The organism is Cupriavidus numazuensis, assembly GCF_905397435.1.
Classification (GTDB): domain Bacteria; phylum Pseudomonadota; class Gammaproteobacteria; order Burkholderiales; family Burkholderiaceae; genus Cupriavidus; species Cupriavidus numazuensis.
In genome coordinates this window covers 43,333-55,625 of sequence record NZ_CAJPVI010000041.1, presented here as the reverse complement: position 1 = coordinate 55,625, position 12,293 = coordinate 43,333, and the positions used below count along the sequence as shown (strand labels likewise).

At 64.8% G+C, this 12,293-nt stretch carries 12 protein-coding genes; 8 read left to right on the top strand and 4 right to left on the bottom strand.

The genetic code is table 11. The annotated features are described in order from the left end of the window. The first annotated feature begins 38 nt into the window (after window positions 1–38). The gene (locus KHO41_RS27850; protein ID WP_211956475.1) at window positions 39–1,046 is read left to right on the top strand and encodes a Bug family tripartite tricarboxylate transporter substrate binding protein; all 1,008 of its coding nucleotides are present in this window, start codon (window positions 39–41) and stop codon (window positions 1,044–1,046) included. 165 nt (window positions 1,047–1,211) lie between these two features. Here KHO41_RS27850 and KHO41_RS27845 read toward each other — a convergent pair whose 3' ends face one another. Then, window positions 1,212–1,439, bottom strand: coding sequence for a hypothetical protein (locus tag KHO41_RS27845; protein ID WP_211956474.1), 228 nt, complete (start codon window positions 1,437–1,439; stop codon window positions 1,212–1,214). A gap of 348 nt (window positions 1,440–1,787) precedes the next feature. Between KHO41_RS27845 and KHO41_RS27840 the strand changes: the two genes are divergently transcribed. Further along, window positions 1,788–2,378, top strand: a complete 591-nt coding sequence (locus KHO41_RS27840) for a PadR family transcriptional regulator (protein ID WP_211956473.1) — start codon at window positions 1,788–1,790, stop codon at window positions 2,376–2,378. A 15-nt stretch (window positions 2,379–2,393) separates the two neighbouring features. Here KHO41_RS27840 and KHO41_RS27835 read toward each other — a convergent pair whose 3' ends face one another. Both KHO41_RS27835 and KHO41_RS27830 read right to left on the bottom strand, forming a co-directional pair. Then, window positions 2,394–3,392, bottom strand: coding sequence for an NAD(P)H-dependent flavin oxidoreductase (locus KHO41_RS27835; protein ID WP_211956472.1), 999 nt, complete (start codon window positions 3,390–3,392; stop codon window positions 2,394–2,396). A 47-nt stretch (window positions 3,393–3,439) separates the two neighbouring features. Then, window positions 3,440–3,871, bottom strand: a complete 432-nt coding sequence (locus KHO41_RS27830; protein WP_140949612.1) for a nuclear transport factor 2 family protein — start codon at window positions 3,869–3,871, stop codon at window positions 3,440–3,442. A 192-nt stretch (window positions 3,872–4,063) separates the two neighbouring features. Here KHO41_RS27830 and KHO41_RS27825 point away from each other — a divergent pair, with 192 nt between their 5' ends. Together KHO41_RS27825 and galE are read left to right on the top strand one after the other, a co-directional pair. Beyond that, on the top strand, window positions 4,064–5,089 hold the full coding sequence (locus KHO41_RS27825) for a tyrosine-type recombinase/integrase (RefSeq protein WP_211956471.1): 1,026 nt from the start codon (window positions 4,064–4,066) through the stop codon (window positions 5,087–5,089). A gap of 131 nt (window positions 5,090–5,220) precedes the next feature. After that, a complete protein-coding gene (gene galE / locus KHO41_RS27820; RefSeq protein ID WP_211956470.1) occupies window positions 5,221–6,240 on the top strand; it encodes a UDP-glucose 4-epimerase GalE in 1,020 nt (339 codons plus the stop codon). Window positions 6,241–6,350: 110 nt separating this feature from the next. Here the strand turns inward: galE and KHO41_RS27815 are convergent, their stop codons facing one another. Then, the gene (locus KHO41_RS27815; RefSeq protein ID WP_211956469.1) at window positions 6,351–6,662 is read right to left on the bottom strand and encodes an H-NS histone family protein; all 312 of its coding nucleotides are present in this window, start codon (window positions 6,660–6,662) and stop codon (window positions 6,351–6,353) included. A gap of 522 nt (window positions 6,663–7,184) precedes the next feature. Here KHO41_RS27815 and KHO41_RS27810 point away from each other — a divergent pair. The 4 genes from KHO41_RS27810 to KHO41_RS27795 all read left to right on the top strand — a co-directional run bounded on the left by KHO41_RS27810 (window position 7,185) and on the right by KHO41_RS27795 (window position 12,241). Next, window positions 7,185–8,897 carry a methyl-accepting chemotaxis protein gene (locus tag KHO41_RS27810; protein WP_211956468.1) on the top strand — a complete coding sequence of 571 codons (1,713 nt, stop codon included), beginning with the start codon at window positions 7,185–7,187 and terminating at the stop codon, window positions 8,895–8,897. Window positions 8,898–9,007: 110 nt separating this feature from the next. After that, a complete protein-coding gene (locus KHO41_RS27805) occupies window positions 9,008–10,990 on the top strand; it encodes a putative bifunctional diguanylate cyclase/phosphodiesterase (RefSeq protein WP_211956467.1) in 1,983 nt (660 codons plus the stop codon). A 214-nt stretch (window positions 10,991–11,204) separates the two neighbouring features. Then, on the top strand, window positions 11,205–11,582 hold the full coding sequence (locus KHO41_RS27800; RefSeq protein WP_211956466.1) for a response regulator: 378 nt from the start codon (window positions 11,205–11,207) through the stop codon (window positions 11,580–11,582). Between the two features lie 182 nt (window positions 11,583–11,764). Next, entirely contained in the window at window positions 11,765–12,241 is a 477-nt protein-coding gene (locus tag KHO41_RS27795; protein WP_211956465.1) for a chemotaxis protein CheW, read from the top strand. Window positions 12,242–12,293: the final 52 nt, after the last annotated feature.

Here is a 12,293-nt window from a genome sequence, read left to right as displayed (position 1 = left end):
TGGTGCGCGCGGGCAGCAAGGACAACCGGAGTAAACCGATGAGACTCGATTCCCAGACTTCCACGACCCGCCGCCGCCTGCTGGCCGCAGGCGTTGCGCTGGCCACCACCATTGCCGGCTTTGCCGGCGCCGCGCATGCACAGGGCGGCTACCCGACCAAGCCGATCACGATGATCGTGCCATTCTCGGCAGGCGGCACCACCGACATCCTGGCGCGCATCGTCGGCCTGCAACTGGGCAAGGCGCTGGGCCAGCCCGTGGTGATCGACAACCGTCCGGGCGCAGGCGGCAATATCGGCGCCTCGCTGGCTGCCAAGGCACCGGCCGACGGCTACACGCTGTTCATGGGCACCATTGGCACGCACGCGATCAACCAGTCGCTGTACTCGAAGCTGCCGTACGACCCGGTCAAGGACTTTGCGCCGATCAGCCGCGTCGCGATGGTGCCGAACCTGGTGGTGGTGAACCCCAAGGTGCCGGTCAACAACATCAAGGAACTGGTCGCCTACGTGAAGGCCAATCCGGACAAGCTGTCCTACGGTTCGTCGGGCAGCGGTTCGTCGATGCACCTGTCGGGCGAGTTGTTCAACTCGATGACCGGCCTGCACATCCAGCACATCCCGTACAAGGGCAGCGCGCCTGCTGTGAACGACCTGCTGGGCAACCAGATCGGTCTGATGTTCGACAACATGCCGTCGTCGTACCCGCATGTGAAGGCCGGCAAGCTGCGCGCGATCGCCGTGACCTCGGCCAAGCGCTCGCCGGCGCTGCCGAACGTGCCGACCGTGGCCGAGTCGGGCGTGCCCGGCTATGAAGCCACGTCGTGGTTCGCGCTGTACGCGACCGGCGGCACGCCGCAAGCCATCGTCGACCGCCTGAACGCCGAAGTCGTGAAGATCCTGGCCATGCCGGAAGTCAAGAAGCAGATGGCCGACCAGGGCGCCGAGCCGTATCCGGAAAAGCCGGCCCAGCTCGCCGGGTTCATGAAGTCCGAAACCGCGAAGTGGGCCAAGGTGGTGAAGGCTTCGGGCGCGACCGTGGACTGATCCTGGCAGCAGCCTTGCCTTGAAGAGAGCCGGCCATGGGCCGGCTCTTTGCATTTGGGGCGACGGTCGGGGCCAAAGAAAACCCGCCATATCGGCGGGTTCAATCCGTGCCCACAGGCAGGCCCGGAGGAGACAACCGGCTAGGTTATCCCGGAGGAGGCTTGGCTATCCCAGGCAGTACTTCACCACCTGTTCTTCAACGCCCACGAAGCGCACGAGCTGGCGCAGGCCGCTCGCGTACTCCTTGATGTGATGTCCGTCCGGCGTATCGGGCAGACGGTAGTAGACCGGTGGTCGGGCCGGCAGCGGTGCCATGCCCTCGGCCGGAAGCTGCACGGTATCCGCTTCCCAGGCGACGTCACGGTCTTCTGCAAGATCGTGTCCTCTCGTCATTTCCATTGGCTCCGATAACAGGGCGCGAGCGGGGGAGGCGATGCCAGTCTCGCGCATACAGGGGGTAATGTTCGCAATGTATGCCATGCGTCGCAGAAATGCTATTCAGTCTTTTTTAATTCTAAGAGGCGTGCGTTGTCAAAATTGTTTGTTTTAACGATTCTGTAGCAATTGTCGTCGCCCCGGAGCGTCAGACATTGGTCAGACATTGCCTGTCGATATGCGTTCAGCGGTTGCCGCGCAAGGCCTTGCGCTACCATAGCGCGATCCACCGTGAGGCCGCAGTCGTACCCGCAGTCGTATCGCTTCCCGGCCGATCAACCGCCCACATGGCTACCTTCCCAGCGAATGTCGACACAGCACGCCTTGTTGATTTCCCTGATCGAGAAACCGTCGTCCGGTTATGACCTGGCACGCCGTTTCGATCGTTCGATCGGCTATTTCTGGCACGCGACCCACCAGCAGATTTATCGAGAACTGGGCCGCATGGCCGAACATGGATGGATTGCCGCCGAAGACAACGAACAGGGCAGCGAAGCCAACGGCAATACCACGGCCAATGGCGAAGAGAAGAAGAGCCGCAAGAAGGTCTACCACGTGTTGCCGGCAGGCCGCGAGGAACTGGTGCGGTGGGTGCTGGAGCCCGGCGCCGGGCTGGACCAGCGCGAAGAGATCCTGGTCAAGCTGCGTGCGGATGCGGCGATCGGCCCGCTGGGCCTGGCCGATGAAATGCGCCGGCTGATTGCATTGCACCAGGCGCGGCTGGAAACCTATCAGGCGATCGAGCGCCGGGATTTCGCTGGCGCGCGCCCGGACCGCGGCCAGCAGTTGCGCTTCGCGCTTTTGCGTCGCGGCATTCGCTTCGAACAGGACTGGGTGGCGTGGGGCAACGACCTGCTGCCCCTGCTGGCGGCGCCGTCCGGCAACCGCCAGGAATGAACCCTTCCGACGTCGTCAGGCGACGTCCACCGTGCGCGCCGGCTGCGCAAGCGCGGCATCGGGCAGCCCCAGGCGCCGCCGGGCCAGCGCATATTCCTCGGTAAAGCGGCGCACCAGTTCGGCAGCAGGCACCACGCGCTTGATCGCGCCCACGCCCTGGCCGGCACCCCAGATGTCCTTCCATGCCTTGGCGCTGGCGGAGCCGAAATTCATCTTCGACGGATCCGATTCCGGCAGGGCCTGCGGGTCCAGGCCCGCGCGCTCGATGCTGCCGCGCAGATAGTTGCCGTGCACGCCGGTGAACAGGTTCGAGTAGACGATGTCGTTCGCCGAGCTGTCCACGATCATCTGCTTGTAGGCGTCCTGGGCATTCGCTTCCTGTGTCGCAATGAAGGCCGAGCCGATATAGGCCAGGTCAGCGCCTGCCGCCTGCGCGGCCAGGATGGCGTCGCCGCTGGCAATGGCGCCTGACAGCAGCAGCGGGCCGTCGAACCACTCGCGGATTTCGTGCAGCAGCGCGAACGGCGACAGCGTGCCGGCGTGGCCGCCCGCGCCCGCTGCGACGGCGACCAGGCCGTCGGCACCTTTCTCGATCGCCTTGCGCGCAAACGTGTTGTTGATGACGTCGTGCAGCACGATGCCGCCGTACGAATGCACGGCGTCATTGACTTCGGTGCGCGCGCCCAGCGAGGTGATCACGATGGGCACCTTGTAACGCACGCACATTTCCAGGTCATGCTCGAGCCGGTCGTTGGACTTGTGCACGATCTGGTTGACTGCGAACGGCGCGGACGGACGGTCCGGGTGCTTGGCGTCGTGTTCTGCAAGTTCGGTCGTGATGCGGTCCAGCCATTCTTCGAGCTTCGGCGCCGGCCGCGCATTGAGCGCGGGGAACGAACCGACCACGCCGGCCTTGCACTGGGCGATGACCAGGTCCGGATTGGAAATGATGAACAGCGGCGAGCATACGGCCGGCAGCGAGAGCCGGTTCTTCAGCTGGGCGGGAAGCGACATGCGGAACTCCTTGATGGAAGCGGGCGAGGTAGCGTTGACGGGCGGCTTCAGGCCGCCCCGGTGAGTACTTGCTTCTGGCTGGCCAGGCGTGCGCCCATGGCGGCGCCCAATGCCTGCAGACCGCTCAGCGGACGGATCATGACCTCGAACTCGGCGATCTTGCCTTGTGCGTCGAAACGGATCATGTCGATGCCCTTGAGTTGCTTGCCATCGACCTGCGCGCTGAATTCGAGCACCACGCTATGGCCGTCTTCGCTGACGAAGCTGCGGTGGTAGCGGAACTCCTGGAATACCTGGTTGACCGTGGTCAGCACCAGCACGATGGCAGCACGGCCCGGGTATGGCGTATGGGCCACAGGCGAGCGGAACACCACGTCGTCGGCCATGATCTCGCCCAGTCCTTCGAATGAATGGGTGGCAAGCATTTCGTGCCAGGCGGCCAGGGTGGGCTGGGCATTCGGAATCAGTGCGGCGTTCATGGACGGTGGTCTCCTCGTTCTGCCGGTTGGCAAGTCATCCAAACTATGCAACCAGTTGCATTAATGGATGAAAGGTAGCACGAGCACGACGCCCCCGCAAGCATGCGCTGCGTAGTCACACAGGCCGACAGCCTGTCCAGTGACGGCTTGTCTACAATTAGCGCATTGCCGTTATCTTTTGCCGGAGAGTCAGTGACCACTCAGCACAGCGAGTCCAGCGCGGACGGACCCCAGGCAGCCCTGTTCGATGCCGACCTGGCAAGTTGGCACAGCCATCCCGAGCGTGCGTTCGACGGCTGGCTTGCGCGCAACGGCTTCCGCCATGGGACCAGCGTGGTCTATCGCGCGATGTGGGGAAAACTGCTGCGCTGGTCGGCCGAACGCGGCCTGGCGCCGCTGTCCTGGTCCGCCGGCCAGATCGGCGAGTTCCTGGACGAACAGGACCTGCACAAGTCGCATCGCTACCGCTATGCGCGTCTGATCGAGCGGATCTACAACCATCTCGCCCGGTTGCAGGATGGCCTGCACAACCCGGCGAGCCAGGCGGTGCGCGCGCACCTGGCCGAGGGCGAGAACGATCCGACGGCGTTCCTGCTGCCCGGCGAGCGCGACCTGCTGATCGCGCGCGTGCTCGGTCCGGCCGGCGAAGCTGCCGCGGAGGGTGCCGGCGTTTCGCCCACCGAATGGAAGCGCGCGCGCGACACCGCACTGGTGGCGGTGCTGCTGGGGGCGGGGTTGAAGGTCGGCGAAGTCCGCGCGCTGCGCACCTTGGCCATCGACAGCAGCCGCACCGGGCGCGTGATGCTGCGCATGGCAAAGCCGGAGAGCGGCCGCACCTATGAAACGCCGCTGTTTGCGTTTGCCCACCGGCCGCTGATGGCCTGGCTTGCCCTGCGCGAAGCATCGGGAACGCTCGGCGACCTGGTGTTTCCGGCCATGCCGAGTGGACGCCCGCTGCATGCGGCGTCTGTCTACCGGCGTGTGGAATTGCTGCTCGACGAGGCTGGCGTGCTGTCCGCCCGCAGTGAACGCGCATCGCCGCAGACCCTGCGCAACACCTGCGGCGCAATGCATTTCGAGGCCGGTGCCTCGCCGGCGATGGTGGCGCAGTGGCTCGGCATGCGCGACTTCGAGTCTGGCTGGCGGCTGCGGGCCGCGCACGAAGCCTGGGTAGCACGTGCAGGGCTGCTGCCGGCAAGCGCCGGGGCGGGCGGCTGACCCAGGCCGGCCGTCGCTGCGTCGGCGATAATAGAGGTTGTTCCGGCGTGTGCTGCACACACCGCACTGAGTCGGCTGCCTCCGATGGTCGATGTTCGCCCATCGTTTTTCTGATTGATTACTGAATTTCCATGTCCCAGACGTTGCTGCTTACCGGTGCTACCGGCTATATCGCTTCCCATACATGGGTGGCATTGCTCAACGCCGGCTACAAGGTGATCGGGCTCGATAATCTGTGCAATAGCAACCGTGTAGTGGTGGACCGGCTGGCAACCATTACCGGGCAGGCCCCGCATTTTGTCGAGGGCGATGTCCGCGACCGCGCGCTCCTGGATCGCCTGTTCGCCGAACATGACATCGCCGGCGCAATCCATTTCGCTGCGCTCAAGGCGGTAGGGGAATCCGTCAGCCAGCCGCTCGAGTATTACAGCAACAACCTCGACGGCATGCTTACGCTGTGCGCGGCCATGCGCGACGCCGGGGTAAAACAACTGGTGTTCAGTTCGTCGGCCACTGTCTATGGCAATCCGCATGCGGTGCCGATTCTTGAGGATTTCCCCCTTTCGGCCACCAACCCCTATGGCCAGACCAAGCTGATGGGCGAGCAAATCCTGCGCGATCTCGAAAAATCGGATCCCGAGTGGCGCATTGCCTACCTTCGGTATTTCAACCCGGTTGGCGCGCATGAAAGTGGCCTGATCGGCGAAGACCCGCGCGGCATTCCGAATAACCTCATGCCTTATGTCGCACAGGTCGCTGGCGGCCGGCGTGAAAAGCTCATGGTATTCGGCGGCGACTATCCGACGCCGGACGGCACCGGTGTACGCGATTACATCCACGTCTGCGACCTGGCTGACGGCCACCTGGCCGCGCTGGTCTGCTTGCGCGACCGGGGCCAGAGCATGACGGTCAACCTTGGCACCGGTCGTGGCTACAGCGTGCTGGAAGTCGTGGCGGCGTACCAGCGGGCAAGCGGCCGTCCGGTGCCTTACGAGATCGTGGCGCGCCGGCCCGGCGATATTGCATCGTGCTATGCCGATCCCGCTCTGGCTCACCAACTGTTGGGCTGGCGCGCGCGTCACGACCTCGATCGCATGTGCGTGGATTCGTGGCGCTGGCAGTCCACCAACCCCAACGGCTTTGACGCCTGAAATCCAGGGCGTACCCGTTTCTGCGTTGCCGCGACCTGCGGCAAACGCCCAAAACAAAAACGCCACGGAGGTTTCCGTGGCGTTTTGCTTTGGCAGAAGCAACCGAATGATCAGCGGATCAGGAAATCGTCCACCGATTTGCCGGCCGCCAGGGCCTGGGTCAACCAGCCCGGACGCTTGCCGCGGCCAGTCCAGGTGTTGCCGGCGCTGTCGCGATAACGCACGGGCACCTTGCGGTTGGCCGCCTTCTTGCCGGCCACGGCCTTCACGCCAAAACCGAGGTCTTCCGCCGTCAGGCCATATTGGTCGATTTTCTCACGAATATCGGCAATCACTGCGGCTTGCTCACGGGCCTTGATTTCCTCGGCCTGCTTTTGCAGTTCGTTGATTTTCTGAACGATTTCCTGATAAGTCGTCGCCATTTGATCCTCGGGTATCGGGTGGGTGCGGAATGTCGAAAAGCATTATATCGGGCTCGCGCGCCGCTGCAAATCCTTCATCAGTGTTTGGCATGCAAAATTAGGAAGATTCTCCAGCGGTTTTCTCATGAACTTTTCCGGGCATGCCATGTCGCAGCGTTGGCCTGCACCGTGCTGGCGAATTGCCCGTCTGCGGCGCCCGTGTGGAACTGGGACAAATGGGTCAATTGTTTTTTTCGCACCTTGCCGCGGGTGTCGGCGGGACTTCGCAATTGAAATACAGATAATCCCGCATGGTGCTGCGACCGACCTGCCCGAAATGACATTTTTCGCATCCACGACGATGTCGGAGATACGTCACGTGCGGTATATCCGACATTTCCTGATGACGCGCCGCAGGATTTGAGATTGCCTCAAGAACCAGTGGTACCCGCCGTTATCCGGGCAGGGCGGATCGTCGGGGTGTCGGTTCGCCGTACCGGGGCCAGGGGTGGGTCCTGCGGATTGCCTACCGTCGCATTCATCATGCCATTCGAGAACAATATCCAGATCAAGACCCTGTTAAGGGGCGCCATGGCCACGTTGTCGTTGCTGCTCATCCTGATGGGGGGCGCAGGGCTGCACGGAATTTCTCAGAGCAATGACGCATTGAAGGAAACGTATTCGAACCAGCTCGCCTCGACGATGGCGCTGAGTGACGCCATGCTGGCCACGGTGCGTATGCGCCTGGCGCTTGATCGCAACGTCATGCAGGGCGAGCTGGATGACCCCAAGGTCAACGTCGATCGCTCCAGGGTTTTCGTCGAGGCCTCGGATTCCGCCTGGAAGCGCTATATGAGCCTGCCGCAGAACGACCAGGAGAAGGCGCTCGCCGACGAACTCGGACGCAAGCGTACGGACTTCATGACGCAGGGCATCGAGCCGTTGCAGAAGGCTTCACTGGCCGGAAACAATGGAGAGGCGGTTCGGCTGGCCAGCAAGGTCGTGCCCGAACTGCAGCGCAGCTTGTCGACGGCGCATGAAGCGCTGCAGAAATTCCAGTTGACGACCGGCCAGGACAGCTTCGATGCGGCGCAGGCACGCTTCGGTCGGATCCGCATGCTGTCGATCGTGCTGATCGTCGCGGGGCTTGCCATTGCGGCACTGTGCACCGTGACTTTGAACCGCGCCATCGTCCGCCCGGTCCAGGAAGCGCTGACGGTGATGGAGCGGATCGCACGCGGCGACCTGAGCTCGCGCATCAGCACGGTGTCCCGCAACGAAGTCGGACGCATGATGCAGGCGCTGGCGGCCATGCAGGACAGCCTTCACAAGATCGTGTCCGACGTGCGCGTTGGCGCGGACTCCATGGCATCGGCCACCGAACAGATTTCGAGTGGCAACCTGGACCTGTCCCAACGCACTGAAGAGCAGGCTTCCTCGCTCGAGGAGACCGCCGCCAGCATGGAAGAGCTGACGACCGTTGTGCGCCAGAACGCAGACAATGCCCGCCAGGCCGGCATATTGGCCGGTGAGGCTTCGCAGATCGCTGTCAAGGGTGGGGACGTGGTCGGCCGCGTGGTCGACACCATGAACGAGATCAACGACGCCTCGCGCAAGGTGGTCGAGATCATCAGCGTGATCGAAGGCATCGCATTCCAGACGAATATCCTCGCGCTCAATGCCGCGGTCGAAGCGGCCCGTGCGGGCGAGCAGGGGCGGGGCTTCGCGGTGGTGGCGGGGGAAGTGCGCAGCCTGGCGCAGCGCTCCGCGACCGCGGCCAAGGAGATCGAGGCGCTGATCAGTGAATCCGGCCAGCGCGTGGAAAGCGGGACGCGCCTGGTAGCGGAGGCTGGCCAGACCATGGGCGAGATCGTGCAGGCTGTGCGCCGGGTCACCGACATCATGAACGAGATCGGCGCTGCCTCGCAGGAGCAGACCAGCGGTATTGAACAGGTGAACCAGGCCGTCACCCAGATGGACCAGGTCACGCAGCAGAATGCCGCGCTGGTGGAAGAGGCGGCTGCGGCCGCCGGTTCGCTGGAAGAGCAGGCCCGCAAGCTCAAGAGTGTGGTTTCGGTATTCAATCTGGGCGGCGGAGCCGGTACAGTTGCGCAAGTCGCCGTGCGCACGCCGCAGGCAAAGCCGGTCAAGCCGCGCGCGGCGGCAACGCTGGCCCGTCCATCCGCCACGGTACGTCCTGCGCGCGCGGTTGCGGCGGTGCAGGGTGGCGCGGACGACGACTGGAGCGCTTTCTAGCACGGATGAAGTATTGCCTTGTTCACAGCGCGACTGCAAAGTGCCATGATTCGGGGTTTGCCTCGCACCGCCCGAGTGTTCGCGCATTCTTTTAATTTCCGCGCAATCGCATGATCGCCTTGAGTACCGCCCTTTTGCTGCTGGCCGCCCTGCTCGGCGTGGCCGCCGTTCTCGGCGGTCGCCAGGCACGGCCGGAGGTAGGGGCTCGCCGCCCATTGCGCGCGCTGACGTGGTCCGCCGCGCTGCTGTCGCAACTGACAGTCGGATTGCCGTTCGTAGTGGTAATCAGCTCCGGCGCGGTGCCGGCGGCCAATGAAACTGCCCAGATGGCGGCGGCCTTTGCCGTTGCCGCCGCCGCTACCTCTGCGGGCAAGTTGCTGTTTGCGTGGCTCAGGCAGGGCGCGCGGCTCTGGCGCGGCGCGGCGATTGCCTCGGCACTGGCCGGCGCCGGGCTGGTGGCGGTGGCGGGTACCCGGCTTGGCCGGGTCTGCGGCGCCGGTTCCATGACTGCACGCGCATGCATCGACGCGGCGGGATTGCCGCATCCGGCCTGGCTGGCGGGTGGGCTGACCGCGCTGTGCCTGCTGATGTTCCTCGTCCACAAGGCGCAGTCGCGCGGCTGGGTGGCGGCGCCAAAGCGCAATGCGGCTGGCATCACCGACGAGCTGTCCGACGACGCGTCTGGCGCCTTGCGCGTGGTGGAGTCGCGGCAGATCCGGCGTGGCGGACGGATTCCCGGGCGCCTGGTCGTGCGGCCCGGCGCGCGCGGCCAGGGCACCGTGGCCGAGTACAGCGTCGCCACGGCCATGCCGGACCGGGTCGCGTTCGGGCGCTGGCTCGACCAGGCGATCGCCCAGGCGCGGCTGGCCGAAAGCAGCTGTGCCGTCCTGCTGATCCATGTCGCGGATTTCCGCGAAGTCGACGAAGTCTTTGAAGTGCGCGCGGATGACATCCTCGCGCAGGATGCCGGCGCGCTGGCCCAGGCCGCGCTGGAACCCCACGATTTCCTGGCCCGGCTCGCGCGTGACGAATTTGCGGTCGGGGTGCCCGAAATGGTCCACCACGGCCGGGCGCAGGAACTGGGCTCGCGCGTGCTCGGCTCGCTGGCCGAGTTCGTGGCGTCGCGCGGCCTGCAGATGCAGATCGGCGTGAACATCGGCATTGCCATCTATCCGCGCGATGCCCAGACGTCCGAGTCGCTGATGCAGGCCGCCCGCGTGAGCCTGACCGAGGCGCGCGAAAGCGGCTCCAACCAGGTGCGCCTGTTCAACAGTGCGGCCGGCGAGCGTGCGCGCCGCACGCGCGTGATCCGGCGCGACCTGTGGACGGCGATCCAGGACGACGCGCTGTCGCTGCAGTTCCAGCCCAAGTTCGACGCGCGGCGGCGCACCGTGGTCGGCGCCGAAGCGCTTTGCCGCTGGCGCCACCCGGCGCTCGGCCAGGTCAGCCCGGCCGAGTTCATTGCCGTGGCCGAGCAGTCCAGCCAGATCGACAAGCTCGATGACTGGGTCATTGCCAGCGTATGCCGGCACGTGCGCCAGTGGCAGGACGCCGGGTTGCCGCTGGTGCCGGTGGCCATCAACGTATCGGGCCTGCGCTTTGCCAGCCGCAATTTCCCGCAATACCTGCTCGAGCAGATCCACCAGCACGACATCCCGCCGTCGGCCATCACGCTCGAAATCACCGAGACGGCGGCCATGAAGGACATCGCCAAGTCGCTCGAAACGCTGGCCGAACTGCAATCGCTTGGCATCCAGGTGGCGCTGGACGACTTCGGCAGCGGCTATTCGAGCCTCGGCTACCTGAAGCGGCTGCGCGTCGGCACGCTGAAGATCGACCGGACGCTGATCGGTGGCCTCGATGCCGATGCGCAGGGCCGGGCCATCGTCGGCTCCATGGTGGCGCTCGCACACGAGCTGCGCATGAGGGTGGTGGCCGAAGGCGTGGAATCGACGTCGCAACTCGACATCCTGAACGAGATGGGCTGCGACGAGGTGCAGGGCTACCTGCTGTCGCTGCCGCTGGATGCCGCGGGATTTGCCGAGGCGCTCGAGCAGAAGGACGCCGCGCGCGAAGTCCAGGCCGTGCGCTGACGCGCTGCGCATCAGCGGCGCAAGACGACCACAACACGCTCCGCTTATCCCCTTACTCCCTTATTCCCTCAAGCTGCTGCATAAGCCTGCCGATATCCATTGCGGCAGGCCGCCATTGCCCTGACGGCAATCCCCGCAGCCCGCGCCGGCCTGTCCGCCGCCGGCTGCGTCATGCCCCTGACGGATCCAACCGCCGTGTGCCCACGGAGCCACCATGCCTCCCACGTCTGTTCCCAGCATCCTCGTCGTCGATGATTCGCCGTCCCTGCGTCGCATGATTGCCGCATGCCTGCGCGCCGGCGGCTATACAGTGACCGAGGCCGCCGATGGAGACCAGGCACAGGCGCTCGCTGCGCAAGCGAGCTTCGACGTGCTGCTGACCGACCAGGTCATGCCCGGTATGGACGGGCTGACGCTGATCCGCCACCTGCGCGCGACCGAACGCTATGCACGCATTCCCATCCTGATGCTGACCACCGAAGCCGACGATCGCATCCGCGAGCAGGCGCGCGAGGCCGGGGCATCTGGCTTTCTACCCAAGCCCTTCGATCCGGACCAGCTCATGGCCGCGGTGGCCGCGCTGGGCAACTGAACGGCCATTCACGCAATCCCCCACTAACGAAGGGGTCGAATTGCCATGCGTAGCCCTTCAGGCACTCGCCGCGCTGCCGTAAATAATGGGGGACAAAGTGAAAAGGTCCCCGTGCCGCCGGCGCCTGCATGGTGCCTCGGCGGACACGAGTCACCAGCAGCCAACCGGGGGGCAAAGCAACGATGAAACAGATCGACAAGGCGGAAGGCGCCGGCGAGGAATTCCTGACGTTCCGGCTCGGGCGCGAGGAGTACGGCGTTGACATCCTGAAGGTCCAGGAGATCCGCGGCTACGAGTCCGTGACGCAGATCGCCAATGCGCCAGACTACATCAAGGGCGTGATCAACCTGCGCGGTACGATCGTGCCGATCATCGACCTGCGCATCCGGTTCCGCCAGGAAAAGATCAGCTACGACCAATACACCGTCGTGATCATCGTCGACCTCAGCGACCGCACCACCGGCATCGTCGTCGATGGCGTGTCCGACGTGCTTACGCTGGCGCCGGCGCAGATCAAGCCTACCCCGCACTTCACCAGCGAACTCGCCACCGACTATATCCGCGGGCTGGGTTCGGTCGACGAGCGCATGCTGATCCTGGTGAATATCGAGAAGCTCCTCAATACCGAAGAGCTTGCCGCGCTCGAAGCGCTGGCCTGAGCCACGCCCGAACGCTGGTCGCTCCGGCCGCGGGCAAAACCCGCCCGGCCCG

Bases quoted from the DNA above. Each gene is read 5' to 3' on its own strand.
- KHO41_RS27810 (WP_211956468.1), top strand. From the start codon at position 7,185: ATGCCATTCGAGAACAATATCCAGATCAAGACCCTGTTAAGGGGCGCC.
- galE (WP_211956470.1), top strand. From the start codon at position 5,221: ATGTCCCAGACGTTGCTGCTTACCGGTGCTACCGGCTATATCGCTTCC.
- KHO41_RS27835 (WP_211956472.1), bottom strand. From the start codon at position 3,392: ATGTCGCTTCCCGCCCAGCTGAAGAACCGGCTCTCGCTGCCGGCCGTA.
- KHO41_RS27815 (WP_211956469.1), bottom strand. From the start codon at position 6,662: ATGGCGACGACTTATCAGGAAATCGTTCAGAAAATCAACGAACTGCAA.
- KHO41_RS27800 (WP_211956466.1), top strand. From the start codon at position 11,205: ATGCCTCCCACGTCTGTTCCCAGCATCCTCGTCGTCGATGATTCGCCG.
- KHO41_RS27830 (WP_140949612.1), bottom strand. From the start codon at position 3,871: ATGAACGCCGCACTGATTCCGAATGCCCAGCCCACCCTGGCCGCCTGG.
- KHO41_RS27840 (WP_211956473.1), top strand. From the start codon at position 1,788: ATGTCGACACAGCACGCCTTGTTGATTTCCCTGATCGAGAAACCGTCG.
- KHO41_RS27850 (WP_211956475.1), top strand. From the start codon at position 39: ATGAGACTCGATTCCCAGACTTCCACGACCCGCCGCCGCCTGCTGGCC.
- KHO41_RS27845 (WP_211956474.1), bottom strand. From the start codon at position 1,439: ATGACGAGAGGACACGATCTTGCAGAAGACCGTGACGTCGCCTGGGAA.
- KHO41_RS27805 (WP_211956467.1), top strand. From the start codon at position 9,008: ATGATCGCCTTGAGTACCGCCCTTTTGCTGCTGGCCGCCCTGCTCGGC.
- KHO41_RS27795 (WP_211956465.1), top strand. From the start codon at position 11,765: ATGAAACAGATCGACAAGGCGGAAGGCGCCGGCGAGGAATTCCTGACG.